General features: G+C 73.4%; 12 protein-coding genes, 1 tRNA gene and 1 pseudogene. 8 read left to right on the top strand and 6 right to left on the bottom strand.

The genetic code is table 11. The features are described 5' to 3' along the window. The first annotated feature begins 99 nt into the window (after positions 1–99). The 5 genes and pseudogenes from AB0L75_RS19925 to AB0L75_RS19905 all read left to right on the top strand — a co-directional run. On the top strand, positions 100–1,308 hold the full coding sequence (locus tag AB0L75_RS19925; RefSeq protein WP_365182459.1) for a glycosyltransferase family 39 protein: 1,209 nt from the start codon (positions 100–102) through the stop codon (positions 1,306–1,308). Between the two features lie 197 nt (positions 1,309–1,505). Further along, positions 1,506–2,336 carry a PP2C family protein-serine/threonine phosphatase gene (locus AB0L75_RS19920; RefSeq protein WP_365182457.1) on the top strand — a complete coding sequence of 277 codons (831 nt, stop codon included), beginning with the start codon at positions 1,506–1,508 and terminating at the stop codon, positions 2,334–2,336. A gap of 172 nt (positions 2,337–2,508) precedes the next feature. Beyond that, on the top strand, positions 2,509–3,531 hold the full coding sequence (locus tag AB0L75_RS19915) for an MASE1 domain-containing protein (protein WP_365182585.1): 1,023 nt from the start codon (positions 2,509–2,511) through the stop codon (positions 3,529–3,531). 175 nt (positions 3,532–3,706) lie between these two features. Beyond that, the gene (selA, locus tag AB0L75_RS19910; RefSeq protein WP_365182455.1) at positions 3,707–5,122 is read left to right on the top strand and encodes an L-seryl-tRNA(Sec) selenium transferase; all 1,416 of its coding nucleotides are present in this window, start codon (positions 3,707–3,709) and stop codon (positions 5,120–5,122) included. Continuing rightward, positions 5,122–6,819, top strand: a pseudogene (locus AB0L75_RS19905) (GTP-binding protein); the annotation flags it as partial. The gene selA and the pseudogene AB0L75_RS19905, both read left to right, overlap by 1 nt. Positions 6,820–6,902: 83 nt before the next feature. Here the strand turns inward: AB0L75_RS19905 and AB0L75_RS19900 are convergent. Continuing rightward, a tRNA-Sec gene (locus tag AB0L75_RS19900) sits at positions 6,903–6,995 on the bottom strand. Between the two features lie 34 nt (positions 6,996–7,029). Between AB0L75_RS19900 and selD the strand changes: the two genes are divergently transcribed. Next, positions 7,030–8,049, top strand: coding sequence for a selenide, water dikinase SelD (selD, locus tag AB0L75_RS19895; protein ID WP_365182453.1), 1,020 nt, complete (start codon positions 7,030–7,032; stop codon positions 8,047–8,049). A 13-nt stretch (positions 8,050–8,062) separates the two neighbouring features. Here the strand turns inward: selD and fdnG are convergent, their stop codons facing one another. Together fdnG and AB0L75_RS19885 are read right to left on the bottom strand one after the other, a co-directional pair. Continuing rightward, positions 8,063–11,203 (bottom strand): formate dehydrogenase-N subunit alpha, encoded by a 3,141-nt coding sequence (gene fdnG / locus AB0L75_RS19890; RefSeq protein ID WP_365182451.1) that lies wholly within the window; start codon positions 11,201–11,203, stop codon positions 8,063–8,065. An 83-nt stretch (positions 11,204–11,286) separates the two neighbouring features. Next, on the bottom strand, positions 11,287–11,862 hold the full coding sequence (locus AB0L75_RS19885) for a TetR/AcrR family transcriptional regulator (protein WP_365182449.1): 576 nt from the start codon (positions 11,860–11,862) through the stop codon (positions 11,287–11,289). A 129-nt stretch (positions 11,863–11,991) separates the two neighbouring features. Between AB0L75_RS19885 and AB0L75_RS19880 the strand changes: the two genes are divergently transcribed. After that, complete coding sequence (locus tag AB0L75_RS19880) at positions 11,992–12,891, top strand: MBL fold metallo-hydrolase (protein WP_365182447.1); 900 nt, start codon at positions 11,992–11,994, stop codon at positions 12,889–12,891. 37 nt (positions 12,892–12,928) lie between these two features. On the opposite strand, the gene AB0L75_RS19875 is transcribed toward AB0L75_RS19880, so the two are convergent. Next, positions 12,929–14,446 (bottom strand): MFS transporter, encoded by a 1,518-nt coding sequence (locus tag AB0L75_RS19875; protein ID WP_365182445.1) that lies wholly within the window; start codon positions 14,444–14,446, stop codon positions 12,929–12,931. Between the two features lie 282 nt (positions 14,447–14,728). On the opposite strand from AB0L75_RS19875, the gene AB0L75_RS19870 reads away from it, so the two are divergent. Next, the gene (locus AB0L75_RS19870; protein ID WP_365182443.1) at positions 14,729–15,325 is read left to right on the top strand and encodes a DUF4232 domain-containing protein; all 597 of its coding nucleotides are present in this window, start codon (positions 14,729–14,731) and stop codon (positions 15,323–15,325) included. Between the two features lie 27 nt (positions 15,326–15,352). On the opposite strand, the gene nrfD is transcribed toward AB0L75_RS19870, so the two are convergent. Both nrfD and AB0L75_RS19860 read right to left on the bottom strand, forming a co-directional pair. Next, entirely contained in the window at positions 15,353–16,330 is a 978-nt protein-coding gene (gene nrfD / locus AB0L75_RS19865; RefSeq protein WP_365182441.1) for an NrfD/PsrC family molybdoenzyme membrane anchor subunit, read from the bottom strand. Beyond that, positions 16,327–17,259, bottom strand: coding sequence for a 4Fe-4S dicluster domain-containing protein (locus AB0L75_RS19860; RefSeq protein ID WP_365182583.1), 933 nt, complete (start codon positions 17,257–17,259; stop codon positions 16,327–16,329). The genes nrfD and AB0L75_RS19860 overlap by 4 nt, the downstream gene beginning before the upstream one ends. Positions 17,260–17,492 lie beyond the last annotated feature (233 nt).

The raw sequence follows: 17,492 nt of genomic DNA, 5'->3' as shown, positions 1-17,492 counted from the left end.
GCACGCTTTCCTTGACTGATTCCTGAATCAGGGTGGATGTACGTAAGAAACCCGAGTCGCGGATTGCACGTCTAACCTGGCGTGCCCAAGGTCAATAGAGTGAGCACCTCCTCCATGCCGCGGCCCGAGTCGGCCGCCCCGTCCCGGCCCCTGCGCCCCCCGACCCTGCCCTGGATCGCCCGGCGTGGGATCCCCGAGGGGGCGCTCCCAGCCCTCGCCCTGTTCGCGGCCGTACGGCTCGCCGGGGTTCTCGTGGTGATCCTCACGAACGCGGTGCGGGGCCATCCACTAGTCAAGAGCTTCGCCCATTCCTGGGACTCGCGCTGGTATCTGCACATCGCCGAGCACGGCTACGGCCACCTGATCTGGATCACCCCGCAGGGCGCCCCGCAGAGCGACTGGGCGTTCTTCCCGCTGTACCCCGCGCTCATCAGGACACTGACCACGGTCCTGCCGTTCACCCCCGGCCAGGCCGCGATACTCATCGCCTGGATCGCCGCGGGCATCGCGGCGTACGGCGTGTACGTCATCGGCCACCGCCTCTATGGGCGCGGGGTCGCCACCGCGCTGGTCGCCCTGTGGGCCGCCCAGCCGCACTCCGTCGAGCTGACCGTCGCCTACACCGAGTCGCTGTTCGCCGCGCTCGCCGTCTGGGCGCTGTACTACGTGCTCAAGGGCCGCTGGCTGTGGGCCGGGACCCTGGCCGGGCTGGCGGGGCTGTCCCGGCCGAGCGGCTTCGCGGTGGCGGTGGCCGTCTCCCTCGCCGCCGCCGTCGAGGTGCTGCGGCAGCGCGGCCGGGCCCCGGTGAGCCTGTGGGCCGGTGCCGTGCTCGCCCCGCTGGGCTGGCTCGGCTATGTGCTCTGGGTGGGCACGCAGACCGGAGACGTGCTCGGCGGCTACTTCAAGGTGCAGAGCGCCTGGGACTCCCGCTTCGACTTCGGTGCGGGCTCGGCGCGCTTTCTGAAGAACCTGCTGCTGCACGGCGGAGGCTTCGTCTACCCGGCGGCCCTGGTGATCGTCGCGGCCGGTGTGCTGCTGTTCGCGCTGCTCTGCCTGGAGCGTGCCCCGCTGGCCCTGGTCGTCTTCGCCGGGGTGCTGATCCTGCTCGTGGTCGGCGGTTCCGGCACCTTCTCCTCCAAGCCGCGGTTCCTGCTGCCCGCCTTCCCCCTCCTCATCCCCATGGCCCGTGCGCTGACCCGGACCTGGCGGGTGCGGCCGGCCCACGCCATGGTCGTCTACGGCGGCCTCACCGTCGTGTCCCTGTTGTTCGGCGCCTATGTGGCGGTGGTGGCCCACTCGCCGCTGTGAGCCACGACGGCACCAAGGCCCCCGGAGCCCGGACGTACGCGAAGGTGCGTGCCACCCGGGTTCGCGGGGGCCGCTTTCGGGGATCCGTGCCCTCGGGGCCGCGAGAGCGCGATCATGAGATATAGGTAAAATCTAGGCGTTTGCTGAAATTTCAGGCGGACGGTCATGCAAGGCCACCGCCGCGCCGGAAGTGATCGATGCCCCGCAAGCGCTCCACGGACAACGGCGACGAGCTGCTGGTCAGACTCGGTTCGCTCACCGCCCAGGCACGTGAGCGCGCGGAGCTGCAGCGCACCCAGGTCGAGCTGGCCATCGCCCTGCAGCGCGGCATGCTGCCCCGGGACCTGCCCACCGCCCCCGGCCTGCATCTCGCCGTCCGCTACACACCGGCCAACCTCGGCCTCAACGTGGGCGGCGACTGGTACGACGCGTTCGCCCTGCCCGACGAGCGGATCGGGCTGTCCATCGGCGACGTACAGGGGCACAACATCGAGGCCGCCGCCTTCATGGGCCAGGTGCGGGCCGGACTGCGCGCCCTCGCCTCGGTGACCGGCGATCCGGGCGAACTGCTCGCCCGCACCAACGACCTGCTGCTCTCGCTGGGCACCGACCTCTTCGCCACTTGCACCTTCATGCGCCTCGACCCGGCCACCGGGGTCCTGGAGAGCGCACGGGCCGGCCACATCCCGTTCGTATGGGCCACGGCCGAGGGCAAGTCCGGCGTCGTCGACGACGAGGGAGGGCCGCCGCTCGGCATCGACAAGGGCATGGAGTTCCCGGTGAGCAGACACCGGCTCACCACGGGCGGAGTGTTCGTCCTGGTCACCGACGGCGTGGTGGAGGGCCCCTCACTGAGCATCGAGGAGGGCCTCGACCAGGTGGTGCGCCTCGCCGGCATCGCCGCCGTCGCCGGCCTGGAGGCCCACGCGCTGGCCGCCGCCGTGATCAAGGGCGCCGAGAGCGTCGGGCACGAAGACGACGCGGCCGTCCTCGTCGTCGGCCTGGACGCTCCCGGAAACCAGCCGTGACCGGGCCGCCGCCCCCGTGCACGCCGGAACCGGATCCAGCCCGACCGGTCCGCTCGCCCGCCGTGCACCTGGACGTCGGGTGCCGCGCAGGCGGTCCTGCATTCAGCCATAGGGCCGGACGGCACCGGCTCTCGCCTCGCCGAGCCGGGGCCACCGGTGTGAGATGGCTGCTGTGGTGGGTATCCAGGATCTGCGCCGGCCGGGCGGCTACGCCGTCCAGGTACTGGCCGTCGCGGCCTGCTACTACGGCGCGGCCCGCCTCGGACTCCTGCGCGGACTCGCCGTCGAGGACGCCGTCGTCACCCCCATCTGGCCACCGACCGGCATCGCCGTCGCCGCCCTGCTGATCCTCGGCCTGCGCTGCTGGCCCGGCATCACCATCGGCGCCTTCTTCGCCGTGCTGTACCTCACCACCCCCGGCCTCGACGTGCTCGGCACCCTCGCCGCCCAGACCTGCGCACCGGTGGTCGCGGTGCTGCTGCTGCGCCGGGCCCGCTTCCACACCGACCTCGGCCGGTTGCGGGACGGCGTCGCCCTGGTGTTCCTCGGCGCGCTGACCGCGATGCTGATCAGCTCGACCGCCGCCGCGGGGCTCCTCGTCCTCACCGGCAAGCTGGACGCGGACAGCTTCGGGCCGGTCTGGCTGGCCTGGTGGGTCGGCGATGCCATGGGCGTCCTGCTCGTCACCCCGCTGCTGCTGTTGCTGCACGGTGCGCGCTGGCCGCCGTCCCTGGCCCGCTGGAAGGAGGCGACCGCGCTGACCGTCGTCGCCTGCTGCCTGGTGCCGGTGGCCGTCTACAGCTCGCTCAGCCTGCTGTACCTCGTCTACCCGCTCCTCATCTGGGCCGCCCTGCGGTTCCAGCTCGTGGGCAGCGTGCTGTGCGCGCTGCTGACGTCCGTGCTGGCCAGCGTCGCCGCGACGGACGGCGTCGGGGCCTTCACGGGACTGAGCCGGATCGAGATCATGGCCAAGCTGCAGACGTTCAACGGCTCGATGGCGCTGACCGCCCTGCTGCTGTCCGCGCTGATCACCGAGCAGCGCAACACCCGGCGCTCGGTGGAGAAGGCCTGCCAGGAACTGGTCGAGGTGCTGGAACACCTCACCGCGGGCGAAACCCCACGACCGCGGTCGCAGCGGGACACCGACGGCGCGGACGGCATGGACGACCGGCCGTGGCCCACCGGACCCCTGTGACGCGTACGGCGGCCCTGCGACTCCTCCAAGGCGGCCAGGCGGCCAGGCATCCGGTGACGGGGGCTGGGCGGACCGGTGGTCACCTCCCGGCGTGTCGTGCGGCCGGTCCGGGGCACCGGGAGACGATGAGCCGAGCCCGGAGGGGCACGGTCCGGACCGGAGGGACAGACGCGGCATGGAGCAGCGGACGGCGAGCGCGGCGGACCGGCGGACCGGCGCGGACCGGGCCCGCTCCAACGGCCCGGAACGGCCCGACGGCACGGTCGTACGGCCCCCGGACGCCACCGATGCCCGCCGTCGTGTCCCGCGCACCGACCGCCTGCTGAGCGACCCCCGGCTGATCGCGGCGGTGCACCGGCTCGGCGCCACCGTGGTGAAGTCCGCCGTACGCGAGGCGCAGCAGCGGGCCCGCGAGGGAACCGTCCCGCCCGAGCGGGTGCCGGAGACGGCTCTCGCCCTGCTGCCGGGTACCGCGAGCGGCCTGCGCCCGGTGATCAACGCCACCGGGGTGCTGCTGCACACCAACCTCGGCCGGGCGCCGCTGTCGGCCGCCGCTCGGCAGGCCGTCCAGGAGGCCGCCGGGCCCACCGACGTCGAACTGGACCTGACGGCCGGCGTCCGCGCCCGCCGCGGCCGCTCGGCGCTCGGCGCCCTGCGCGAGCGCGTGCCCAGCGCCGGGGACGTGCACGTCGTCAACAACGGCGCCGCCGCGCTCGTCCTCGCCGCCACCGCTCTCGCGACCGGCCGGGAGATCGTCGTCAGCCGCGGCGAGATGGTGGAGATCGGCGACGGCTTCCGCCTGCCCGACCTGCTCGTCTCGACCGGCGCCCGGCTCCGCGAGGTCGGCACGACCAACCGCACGACCGCCGCCGACTACGCAGCCGTGCTCGGCCCCGAGACCGCCTTCGTGCTCAAGGTGCATCCGTCCAACTTCCGCATCACCGGCTTCACCCGGTCCGCCGAGACCGCCGAACTCACCGGTCTCGGTGTCCCGGTCGTCGTCGACATCGGCTCCGGGCTGCTCGCCCCGCATCCGGCGCTGCCCGGGGAACCCGACGCCGACACCCAGCTGCGCGCGGGCGCCTCGCTAGTCACCGCCAGCGGCGACAAACTGCTCGGCGGCCCCCAGTGCGGACTGCTGCTCGGCGACCGGGACCTGGTCCGCACCCTCGCCCGGCACCCGCTGGCCCGCGCCCTGCGTGTCGACAAGCTCACCCTCGCCGCGCTGGAGGCCACCCTCTCCGGCCCGCCCACCCCGACCGCCCTGGCCCTCGCCGCCGATCCGGCCGCGCTGCGCGCCCGCGCCGGCCGGATCGCCGAGCGCCTCGCCGCGGCCGGCATCGACGCACGACCCGTCGAGTGCGCCGCCACCGTCGGCGGCGGAGGCGCCCCCGGACTCACCCTGCCCAGCGCGGCGGTGTCCCTGCCGGAGCCGTACGCCGCCGTGCTGCGCACCGGCCCCGTCCCCGTCGTCGGGCGGCTGGAGTCGGGCCGCTGTCTGCTGGACCTGCGCGCGGTGCCCGGCCAGGACGACGAACGGCTGGCCGAGGCCGTGCGCGCGGCCCGGCCCGCGGGGGAAGGGCCGGCCTGATGCGGGTGCTCGCCACCGCCGGCCATGTCGACCACGGCAAGTCCGCCCTGGTACGAGCGCTCTCCGGCATGGAACCCGACCGCCACCCGGAGGAACGCCGCCGCGGCCTCACCCTCGACCTGGGCTTCGTATGGATGAGGCTCGGCCCGGACGGGGACCACCTCGCCTTCGTCGACGTACCCGGGCACGAGCGTTTCGTGCCGACCATGCTGGCCGGAGTCGGCCCGGTGCCCGCCGTGCTGTTCGTCGTCGCCGCCGACCAGGGCTGGCAGCCCCAGTCCGAGGAGCACCTGGCCGTCCTCGACGCGCTCGGCGTCCGGCACGCCGTCCTCGCGGTGACCCGCAGCGACCTCGCCGACCCCGGACCCGTACGCGCCGACGCCGTCGAGCGGCTGGCCCGGACCTCCCTCGGGAAGGTGCCCGCGGTCGCGGTGAGCGCGGTCACCGGTGCCGGACTCGACGAGCTGACGCACCAACTGGAGCTGCTGGCAGGTGAGTTGAGCGATCCCGACCCTGACGCCGACGTACGGCTGTGGCTCGACCGGGCCTTCACCGTGCGCGGGCACGGCACCGTCGTGACCGGCACGCTGGGCGCGGGCACCCTGCGCGTCGGGGACCGGTTGGCCAGTGGCGACGGCCCGGCCGTGCTCCGGGTGCGCGGGCTGCAGACCCTGCGCGAGCGGCGGACGGCGGTCAGCGGCGTCGCCCGGGTGGCCGTCAACCTGCACGGACACGGCGACGACGGCCTGCGCCGGGGGCAGGTGCTGCTCACCCCGGACCGCTGGCCGCGCAGCGAGGTGCTCGACGTCCGGGTCACCGGTGAGCCGGTGGCCGACCTGCCCCGCTCGGTCACCCTGCACATCGGCACCGCCGCCGTCCCCGTCACCGTCCGCCCGCTCGGCGACGACACCGCCCGCCTCACCCTCGCCCGCGGCCTGCCGCTGCGGGTCGGCGACCGCGCGGTGCTGCGCGAACCGGGCGGCGGCCGTACGCCCTGCGGGGTCACCGTCCTCGACGTACTGCCGCCCCCGCTGACCAGGCGCGGCGCCGGCCGGGCCCGCGCCGCCGAACTCGCCGCCCTGACCGGCCGCCCCGACGGCGCCGCCGAACTACGCCGCCGCAAGCTGATCCGGCGCGCCGACCTGCGGGCGATGGGCGTCCCGGCGCCCGTCGCACCGGTCGTGGGGGACTGGCTGGCGGACGACGTGCACTGGGCCGCCCTGAAGGACCGGCTGGCCACCGAGGTGGGGCGGCACGCGCGGGAGCATCCGCTGGAGCCGGGTCTGCCCACCGAGGCGGCCCGCCGCCTGCTCGGTCTGCCCGACCGGGCCCTCGTCGACGCCCTGGCCGATGCCCTGCCCCAACTCCACGGCGTCCAGGGCCGGTTGTATCTCGCCGACGGCCTCGGACCGGCCGCCCTGCCCCCACCCGTCCACGCCGCCGTGGACGCCGTACGCCAGGACCTCGCCCTTACCCCGTTCCGTGCCCCCGAGGCCGGCCGGCTTGCCGAACTCGGCCTGGACCGCAAGGCGTTGGCTGCCGCACACGCGGCCGGTGCTCTGCTGCGGATCGCCGACGGGATCGTGCTGCTGCCCGGCGCCGCCGCCGAGGCCGCCGCCGTACTGCGCGCACTGCCCCAGCCGTTCACGCTCGGCGAGGCCCGGCGCGCGCTCGACACCACCCGTCGGGTGGCCGTACCGCTGCTGGAGTTCCTGGACTCGCGGGGCCACACCGAACGTGTCGACGACCAGCGCCGCCGCTGCCGTACGGATGCGACGGACGGAGACGGACGGGAATCGAACCCGCCGGCCCGAGATCCTCGGGCCCCTCGGTTTTGAAGACCGGGAGGGCCACCAGGCACCCACACGCCTCCGCCCGTCAGGCTACTGCCCCAGGAGACCGCCGGAATGACACCGACATCCCCGCCGTTCCACCAGGCCCCTGTCCGGCTCACGCAGTACGCCCACGGCGGCGGCTGCGCCTGCAAGATCCCGCCCGGGGAGCTGGAGGAGATGGTCGCGGGACTGACCGCACAGGGGGTGACCGGGGGAGACACCACGCTGCTCGTCGGGCTCGCCACCGGTGACGACGCCGCCGTGGTCGCGCACCGGGGCACCGCGGTCGTCTGCACGGCCGACTTCTTCACCCCGGTCGTGGACGACCCCTACGACTGGGGGCGTATCGCCGCCGCCAACGCCCTGTCCGACGTGTACGCGATGGGCGGCCGGCCGGTGCTCGCCGTGAACCTGCTGGCCTGGCCGCGCGAGAAGCTCCCCTTCGAGCTGGCCCGTGAGGTGCTGCGCGGCGGACTGGCCGTCGCCACCGAGGCCGGCTGCCACATCGGTGGCGGGCACAGCGTCGACGACCCGGAACCGAAGTACGGCATGGCCGTCACCGGACTCGCCGATCCCGCGCGGCTGCTGCGCAACGACGCCGGCCGGCCCGGGCAGCCGCTGTCGCTGACCAAGCCGCTGGGCGTGGGTGTGCTGAACAACCGGCACAAGGCCACCGGCGAGCGGTTCGAGCAGGCCGTCGCCACGATGGCGGCCCTGAACCGGGACGCCGCCGAGGCCGCGCTGGCCGCCGGGGCCGGCTGCGCCACCGACGTCACCGGGTTCGGTCTCCTCGGCCATCTCCACAAACTGGCCCGGGCCTCCGGCGTGACCGCCGTGGTCGACACCGCCGCAGTCCCCTATCTGGAGGGGGCGCGGGAGGCCGTCCGGGACGGGTACGTCAGCGGCGGCACCCGGCGCAATCTCGCCTGGGTCGCCCCGCACACCGACTTCGGGGACACCGACGGCGACACCCGGCTGCTGCTGGCCGACGCCCAGACCTCCGGCGGGCTGCTCGTCGCCGGCGAGGTACCCGGAGCGCCGGTGGTGGGGGAGCTGGTGCCGCGCGCCGGCCACTCGCTGGTGCTCCGATGACTCAGGGCTCCGCTCAGGGCTCCGTTCCGGTGTGCTCGTCGATGCCCGCGCGCCGCCGGTAGGCCCGCACCAGTTCCACGGACGCCGGACCGCGCGGCCGTCGGCCCGGGCGGATGTCCACGGCGAACGCCTTCGACTCCTGGATGTGCACGTTCGGGTCCAGGGACAGATGGAGCAGCTCGTTGGCCGCGTCCCCGGTGCTGTAGCCGTTGGGACCCCAGTGGTACGGCAGCCCCACCTGGTGCAGCCTGCGTCCCTGCACCGTCAGCGGCACCATCCGGTGGGTCACCAGCACCCGTGCCTCGATCACGCCTCGGGCGCTGACGATCGTCGCCCACCCGGTGTGGGCCAGACCCCGCTCGGCCGCCAGCTCGGGGGAGACCTCGCAGAAGAACTCCGGTTGCAGCTCGGCCAGATACGGCAGCCAGCGGGACATGCCGCCCGCCGTGTGGTGCTCGGTGAGCCGGTAGGTGGTCGCCACGTACGGGAACACCTCTGCGCCGGGTTCGTCGCCGCTCGGCTGGTAGCGGTTGTCGGGAAGCGACGGCATCACATGCCGTACCGGATTGCGCTGTTGGTCGTAGAGCAGGTTCGGGAACGGCGAGTCCTGCGGCTCGTAGTGGGCCGGCAGCGGGCCGTCGGTGAGCCCGGACGGCACATACAGGGAGGCCTTGCCGTCGGCCTGCATGAGGAACGGGTCCGTGCCCGACAGGGCCTCGGGGCCGGTCGCGTCCTCGGGCGGCTCGTGGCCGGGTGCCTTGTCCTTCTTGAAGTCGGGCACGTCGTGCCCGGACCACTCGCCCTTCTCCGCATCCCACCACACCAGCGCCTTCCGCTCGCTCCACGGCCTGCCCTGCGGGTCGGCGGAGGCCCGGTTGTACAGGATCCGGCGGTTGGCCGGCCACGCCCATGCCCACTCGGCCGCCACCCAGTCCTGCTCCCGGCCGGGCCTGCGGCGGGCGGCCTGGTTGACGCCGTCGGCGTAGACACCGCAGTAGATCCAGCAGCCGCAGGCGGTCGAGCCGTCCGGCTTCAGCTGCTCGTAGGAGGAGAGCGGGGTGCCCGCGGCGTCATGGCCGTTGATCTCGGCGAGCACGGCCTCCGCGTCCGGTTCGGCAAGCCGGCCCCTCGTCGGATAGTCCCAGGCCAGATCGAGCACGGGCCGGTCCATCTCGTCGGTGGACCCCGCGAGTTTCTGCCGGATGATCCGCCCCAGGTGGTAGGTGAACCACAGGTCGCTGCGTGAGTCGCCGGGCGGCTCGACCGCCTGGTGGTGCCACTGCAGCAGCCGCTGGGTGTTGGTGAAGCTGCCGTCCTTCTCGGTGTGCGCGGCGGCCGGCAGGAAGAACACCTCGGTGCGGATGTCCTCGGTGCGCAGCTCCCCGGTCTCGATCTCGGGCCCGTTCTGCCACCAGGTCGCCGACTCGATCAGCGAGAAGTCGCGGACGACCAACCAGTCCAGGTTGGCCATGCCCAGCCGCATCACCTTGGCGTCGGCGTTGCCCACCGCCGGGTTCTCGCCGAACAGGAAGTAGCCCTTGCAGACGCCCTCCAGCTGGGCCATGGCCGTGTCGTACGCCGAGTGGGAGCCGGTGAGCCGGGGCAGGTAGTCGAAGCAGAAGTCGTTCTCGGCGGTCGCCGCGGCGCCCCAGTACGCCTTGAGCAGGCTCACCAGGTACGCGCGCATGTTGCCCCAGTAGCCCTTGCGGGTGGTCGTGGCCGCGACGAAGGCGTCCAGGTCCTGGTCCCGCTGGGCGTACGGCATCGGGATGTAGCCCGGCAGCAGGTTGAAGAGCGTCGGGATGTCCGTGGAGCCCTGGATGGAGGAGTGGCCGCGCAGGGCCAGGATGCCGCCGCCCGGCCGGCCGATGTTGCCGAGCAGGGTCTGCAGCACGGCCGCCGCACGGATGTACTGCACGCCCACCGTGTGCTGCGTCCAGCCGACCGCGTAGGCGAAGGCCGTCGTACGGTCACGGCCGGAGTTGTCCGTGACCAGCTCGCACACCTGCCGGAACAGGTCCTGCGGCACCCCGCAGATCTGCTCGACCAGTTCCGGTGTGTAGCGGGCGTAGTGCCGCCTGAGCACCTGGAACACACAGCGCGGATGGGCCAGTGTCTCGTCCCGCTCCGGCTCGCCCGCGGCGCCCTCGTACTGCCAACTGCCGTTGTCGTACGTGCGGTTGCGGGCGTCGAGGCCGGAGAACACGCCGCCCAGGTCCTCGGTGTCGTGGAAGTCCGCCCGCAGGATCATCGGGGCGTTGGTGTACGCCACGACGTAGTCACGGAAGCACTTGTCCCGCTCCAGGACGTAGTGGATGATCCCGCCGAGGAACGCGATGTCCGTGCCCGCGCGCAGCGGCACGTGCACGTCGGCCAGCGCGCTGGTGCGAGTGAACCGCGGGTCGACGTGGATCAGCTTCGCGCCCCGCGCCTTGGCCTCCATCACCCACTGGAACCCGACCGGGTGGCACTCGGCCATGTTCGAGCCCTCGATGACGACACAGTCCGCGTTCTGCAGGTCCTGCTGGAAGGTGGTCGCGCCGCCGCGTCCGAACGAGGTTCCCAGACCGGGAACGGTGGAGGAGTGTCAAACCCGCGCCTGGTTCTCGATCTGGATCGCTCCCAGCGCGGTGAACAACTTCTTGATCAGGTAGTTCTCTTCGTTGTCGAGCGTGGCTCCGCCGAGGCTCGCGATGCCGAGGGTGCGCCGGGTGCGGGTCTCGTCCACCTGCCACTGCCACCCCGCCCGGCGGGACTCGATCACCCGGTCCGCGATCATGTCCATCGCGGTGCCGAGGTCCAGCCGCTCCCACTCGGTGACGTGCGGGCGCCGGTGGAGCACCTGGTGCTCGCGCGCGTCCCCGGTGGTCAGCTGCAGGCTCGCCGCGCCCTTGGGGCACAGCCGGCCGCGCGAGACGGGGGAGTCCGGGTCGCCCTCGATCTGGGTGACCTTCTCATCCTGGACGTACACGTTCTGGCCGCAGCCCACCGCGCAGTACGGGCAGACCGACTTCACCACGCGGTCGGCGGTGGCCACCCGGGGCGTGAGCCGCTCGCTGCGCCCGCTCTTCGCCGCGGCGCCCCGGCCCAGCGGATCGGTGCCGGTCAGCTGGCGGTAGACGGGCCAGGAGTCGATCCAGGTGCGTACGCCCACGGCCATTCCTCCCGCTCGGTCCCTCGATCTGGGCGGTTCCTCGATTTTCCCGCACGCGCGCGGTTACGGCATCTCGCGCCCCGTCACCGGCCGGACCCGGCACCCGCGTCCAGCAGTTCGGCCACGAGACGGCGCGCGTACGCGGCGTCGAGCCCGGCCGGGCGGAAGAGGATGCGGTACATCATGGGGGCGACGACGCGATCCATGACCGCTTCCACGCCGGGAGCACCCTCCCCGCGGTCGATCGCCCGGGCGAGCATGGCGTCGGCCTGTTCGGCCGCGTAGGCCGAGCACCGGCCGGCGTTGCCGCCGTCCGGGTCGCCGAGCAGGGCGTCGCGGATGTACGCCCGGCCCGGTGGAGAGGCCATCTCGTCGAGGAACTGTTCGGCCCAGGCTGTCAGGTCGGCCCGCAGGTTCCCGTGGTCCTGCGGCGCCGTCTCCGGCCGCAGACGCTCCACGGCGACGTCGGACAGCAGTTCCTGCAGGTCGCCCCAGCGGCGGTAGATCGTCGACGGTGTGACGCCCGCGCGGTGGGCGACCAGCGGCACCGTCAGCCCGTCGCGCCCAAGCTCCGACATGAGTTCGCGGACAGCGGCGTGCACCGATGCCTGCACCCGGGCGCTGCGCCCGCCGGGGCGCACCATCTCCTTGCGGCTCATGGACCCAACCCTAAAGAAGGCCGACGCCTAAAGCTAATCGTTTGCTTTAGCTGAGGTGTGCGCCGTAGGCTGCTTAAAGCAAACGGATTGCGTTTATTCTCGTACCGAGATCGCAGGAGATGACGGACCATGCAGCCCTCCCTCGCCGCCCCCCTCCCCTCCTGGACCTTGGGTGACATCGCCGTGCACCGCGTCGACGAGGTCCCGCTGCCGCCCGCCACCGGACCGTGGCTCCTGCCCGACGCCCGCCCCGACGTCGTGACCGGTCAGGGCTGGCTGCACCCCCACTTCGCCGACCGCGAGGGCACCTTGCGCATCGACAGTCACAGCTTCGCCTTCGTCGTGGACGGGATGCGCGTCCTCGTAGACACCGGCATCGGCAACGGCAAGCAGCGGGCCAACCCCGCCTGGCACAACCTGCACACCCCGTACCTGGAGCGCCTCACCGCCGCCGGGTTCCCCCCGGACTCCGTCGACCTGGTGATCCTCACCCATCTGCACGCCGACCACGTCGGCTGGAACACACGGGAACGCGACGGCGTCTGGGTCCCCACCTTCCCCCACGCCCGCTACCTCACCTCACGCACCGAACGGGACTTCTGGGCCGGGTACGACATGGACGAGGCGCGCCGGCAGATGTTCGCCGACTCCGTGATCCCGGTGGAGCAGGCGGGGCTGCTGGACCTCGTCGACGTTTTGGCCGAGGGCGCCGAGATCACCCCGGGCCTGCGCCTGACACCCACGCCCGGACACACCCCCGGCCATGTCGCCGTCGAGCTGACCAGCCGGGGCGCGCGAGCCGTGATCACCGGCGACTGCGTCCACCATCCGGTCCAGCTCGCCCACCCCGCCATCGGCGCCTGCGTCGACATCGACCCGCGGCAGTCCGAGGCCTCGCGCCGCGCACTGCTCCGGTCGGTCGCCGACACGGACACCCTGCTCCTCGGCACCCACTTCGCCCCGCCCACCGCCGGCCGCGTGATCACGCAGGGGGACGCCTACCGACTGCTGCCGGTGCCCGCGGCCTGAGCCGCCATGCGAACGCACGGGGCGTGCCGCTCGGCGGTCAGCTCTGCCTGGCGTGCATGGGGTTGTGGGCGACCTCGTCCGGGCAGGTGCCGTGCGCGCCACGCATCCGCCGGTCGCGCTGCCAGTCGGACGTCGCGAGGGCGAGCGACGCCAGCATGCCGACGAGGGCGGCGCCCAGTGCGGCGAGGAGGGCGCCGCGGTAGTCGTGGCCCCTGCCGAGCACCAGGTAGAAAAGGCCGGGCAGGGCGGCGGTCCCCACCGCGGCGCCGAGCCGCTGTCCGGTCTGCAGGGCGCCGCCCGCCGCGCCCGCCATGTGCACGGGCACGTCCCGCAGGGTCATGGTGATGTTGGGGGAGACCACGAAACCGCTGCCGATGCCCCCGAGGAACAGGACCGGGGCCGCGACCCAGGGCGCGATGCCCGGGGGTGCCAGACGGAGCAGCAGCGCGGTGCCGCCCAGGCCGACGATCACGCCCGTGAGGCCGCACACGGTGAGCAGCCGGCCGAACCGGTCCACCAGTCGGCCCGCGACCGCGGCCGCGCCCGCCGAGCCCAGGGCGAAGGGGGTCACGGCGAGACCGGACCGGAGCGGGGAGAAGCCCAGCCCGTGCTGGTAGAAGAGCGCGAAGACCAGCCAGATGCCGCTGAACCCGATGAAGTACAGCGTGCCCACGCCGGCGCCGACGGCGTAACCGCGCACGGTGGTGAACAGGCGAGGGTCGAGCAGCGGCTGTTCACCCCGGGCGACCAGGCGGCGCTGCCACAGGGCGAAGACGGCGAGGATCGCGGCGCCGACCGGGAACAGCCACCACAGGCGGCCGAGCCCGCCGGAGTCCGCCTGGACCAGCGGGAACATCAGCGCGAGGACGCCGAGGCCGAGGAGCAGGACGCCGGGCAGATCCACATGTCCGCGGCCGGAGCGCCGGGTGGCGGGCAGCAGGCGGCGGCCGAGGAGGACGGCGAGGATGCCGATGGGGACGTTGACGTAGAAGATCCACCGCCAGCCCTGGGCGCCGGAGGCGAGGGCGAGGACGGCGCCGCCGGTGAGGGGACCGGCGGCCGAGGAGATGCCGACGGTGGAGCCGAAGAAGCCGAAGGCGCGGCCGCGTTCGGCGCCACGGAACATCTGCTGGATCAGCGCGGAGTTCTGCGGGGCCATGAAGCCGGCCGCCAGCCCCTGGGCGAGGCGGGCCACCACCAGCAGCGTGATGTCGGGAGCCGCCCCGCAGGCCGCGCTGAAGACGACGAAGCCGGTGAGGGCGAGCAGGAAGATACGGCGCCGGTCCAGTGCGTCGCCGAGCCGGCCGGCGACGACGAGGGCGAGGGCGAAGGTGAGCGCGTATCCGGACACCACCCACTGCACCTGGGCGGGGGAGGCGTGCAGCTCCCGCTGGATGGTGGGCAGGGCGACCGCGACGATCGTCACGTCCAGCAGGCTCATGAAGCCGGCCACCAAGGTGACCCACAGGGCCCGCCACCGGCGCGGATCCGGCTCGTACCCGGCTTCCTGCGCGCCAGGCCCGCCGCTGTCCGCCGCTGATGCCGCCGCTGTCACCTGGGCTCCTCTCGCCAAGGCCGCACCCGGATCGCCAAGGCCGCACCCGGATCGCCAAGGCCGCACCCGGATCGCCGGCGCCGGCCGGGCGAACCGCCTACCCCGGCCGACACGGGCACACCACACAGCCTGCTACCGCGGCCTTCCCGGGGCAAAGGCGGACCGGGCGGTCACCGCGCCGAGGGTTCTGACCTGATTCCGCCCGAACTTTTCCCGCACTTCCGGCATCACACCTGGGGTAAGGCGAGTTACGAATCCACGACGAACGGGAGAACGCGCACCATGACCCACCCGCACCAGAGCCACACGCCTGACACCGCCCCGCTTCCCCGCTCCGACCGGCGGCGGCGCCTCGTACGCGCGGCGCTCGCCGTCACCGGCGTCGCCACACTGGGGATCGCCGGCGCGGGAGTGGCACAGGCCACCGGGACGGGTGCCGCGCATGCGACGCCCACCTGTGCCGTCTCCGCGCTGAGCGCCTCGTTCGGCGAAGGGCTGGCCGGTGGCATGAATCACCAGGGCGTGGTGGTGAAGCTGAAGAACACCAGTGCCCACACCTGCCAGTTGCGGGGCTACCCGGGCCTCGGTCTGGAGAACGCCGCTCACCGGACGCTCCCCTCGACCACCCACTGGGGCGACACCTGGTACGCGAAGAGCCCCGCCAAGACCACGCTGACGCTGCGCAAGGGGCAGAGCGCGGAGGCGGTCATAGCGTGGACGCACGCCAACACCGGCACCGCCGACGCCGTCCATGCCGCCTATCTGGAGGTCACGCCGCCCGCGGCCACGAACCACAAGACGCTCAAGTTCCCGGAGTGGGTCGACAACGGAGACCTCAGTGTCACCGCTCTCGCCTACCGGGTCCCCGTCACCCCCTGAGCACGCCACCACCGTGACACCGGAGGCCTAGCGACCGCGGGCCGCGAGCCGTTCCCGTTGCGGTACGACGGTGTACTCGGGGTCCTCGGCGGAGGCCACCCCCGCGTGGAACACGCCGAAGCGCAGGGCCGCCGAGCCGGTGAGCAGTGCGGTTCCGGCCACGAGGGCGAGGCGCCGGTCCCGCCCGCGCCACAGAGCGAGGGCGGCGCCGCCCGCCGTGAGCAGTTCGGCCGTCCGCAGCAACAGCTGCGGGCGGCCCTCGTCGAAGGGCTCGGCAGCCAGGCCCATGCGCCGCTTCATCGCCCGGAAGGCGCCCAGTTCCAGGGCGGCCCCGAGTGCGGCCAGCCGGCGTGCGGGCCCCGCCTGAGCGGTCGGCGCCGCGGCCAGGGCCAGGCCGGACGCGGCGGTGGCGGCGGAGCCCGCGAAGACGAAGGGCAGCTCGCGGTAGCCCTCGTGCCAGGCGGGCACCGCCGTGTCGGACAGCAGTACCGCGGTGTATGTCGCCACCGCCGGTCCGAGTACGGCGGCCGCCGCCGTCGCGGCCGAGCCCAGCAGCCGGCAGCGGCCCGCGGCTTCGGTGGCCGCCGCGGTCATCGTCAGCGGCGCGTATCCCGCCAGCAGCCACGAGCCCACGCTCATCGGGGAAGTGGGTTTGAAGACCCGGAGCATGTTCAGGAAACGGGCCGGGCGGCCCAGGTCGTGCACCAGCGCGGCCAGCGAGAGCGAGATGGCCCCGGCCGCCCCGAACTTCGCCGGTGCCGCGAGCCCCGGCCGGTCGGTGGCCTGCGCCCCGGCCGCCAGCAGCGAGGAGGCCCCGGCCAGACCACCGAGGTACAGATACCCGGCGATGTCCAGCGCCCGCCACGTCGGCTTCTTCAGCACGGGCCTGCCGTAGTACGACGAGAACGCGGCGTCCGGCACCATCGGCTGCTCGCCCCGCCCGCGCCGGCGCCTGCCACGGCCCGCGCCCGGTACGCCCTCGCGCCCGGCGTCCGACTCCGTCATCGCCCCCTCCGGACGAAACCGCCCAGGGCGAGCGCGGCCAGGGAAGCGGCGGCCAGAGCCGCGTGCCGCCACATGCCGGGCAGGTCCCGGGTGGTGACCACCGGGTCCGGGGGCAGGCCGTAGACCTCCGGCTCGTCCAGCAGCAGGAAGAACGCCCCGGCGCCGCCGACGCCGTCGTCCGGGCTCTCGCCGTACAGCCGTGCGCCGGACACACCGGCCGCGTGCAGCTCGGCCACCCGGACCCGCGCCCGCTCCCGCAACTCCTCCAGCGGGCCGAACTGGATCGAGTCGGTCGGGCAGGACTTCGCACAGGCCGGTTCCATGCCGACGCCGAGCCGGTCGTAGCACAGGGTGCACTTCCACACCCGGCCGTCGTCCCTGCGCTGGTCGATGACGCCGTACGGGCAGGCGGGCACGCAGTAGCCGCAGCCGTTGCACACGTCCTGCTGGACGACGACCGTGCCGAACTCGGTGCGGAACAGCGCACCGGTGGGGCACACGTCCAGGCAGGCGGCATGGGTGCAGTGCTTGCACACGTCGGAGGCCATCAGCCAGCGCAACTCGGTGCGGCCGTCGGGCGCGACCGGGGAGATCTGCCCGGCGGCCGTGAACACGTCGACGTCGTCGTGCGCGGCCGCGGGCTGCTGTCCGCCGAAGGTCCCGTGCTGCTCGATGAAGGCCACGTGCCGCCAGGAGTCGGCGCCGAGGCCCTGCGTGTTGTCGTAGGACATGCCGGTCAGTTCGAGCCCGTCCTCCGGGACGGCGTTCCACTCCTTGCACGCCACCTCGCACGCCTTGCAGCCGATGCACACAGAGGTGTCGGTGAAGAAGCCCGCCCTCGGCGGGGCGTCGGGGTAGCCGGAGGCACCGGCCACGTCCGGCAGCGGGCCGTAGAGCTGATGCCCGCGGACCTGGTCGCCCTCCCTCATCGCCGCACCTCCTCGCTCCCGGCTCCGCGCACTCCCCGGTTCCGAGCGTGGCACGGGTGCCTCCGCTCCGCGCGCGCGAAGCGGTCCGGAGGGACGGAGGTAGGCGTAGTCCTGGTCGTCGGCGATGACGGCGCTCTGGCCCGCGGCCACCACATGAGGTCCGGTCCTCGGCGCCAGGGTCAGGCGGCCGGAGAGCACGTGGTGGATCTCCTGAGCGCCCGGCCGGCCGGGTT

Source organism: Streptomyces sp. NPDC052101 (assembly GCF_040680235.1).
Classification (GTDB): domain Bacteria; phylum Actinomycetota; class Actinomycetes; order Streptomycetales; family Streptomycetaceae; genus Streptomyces.
This window is presented reverse-complemented; position numbering and strand designations above follow the sequence as displayed.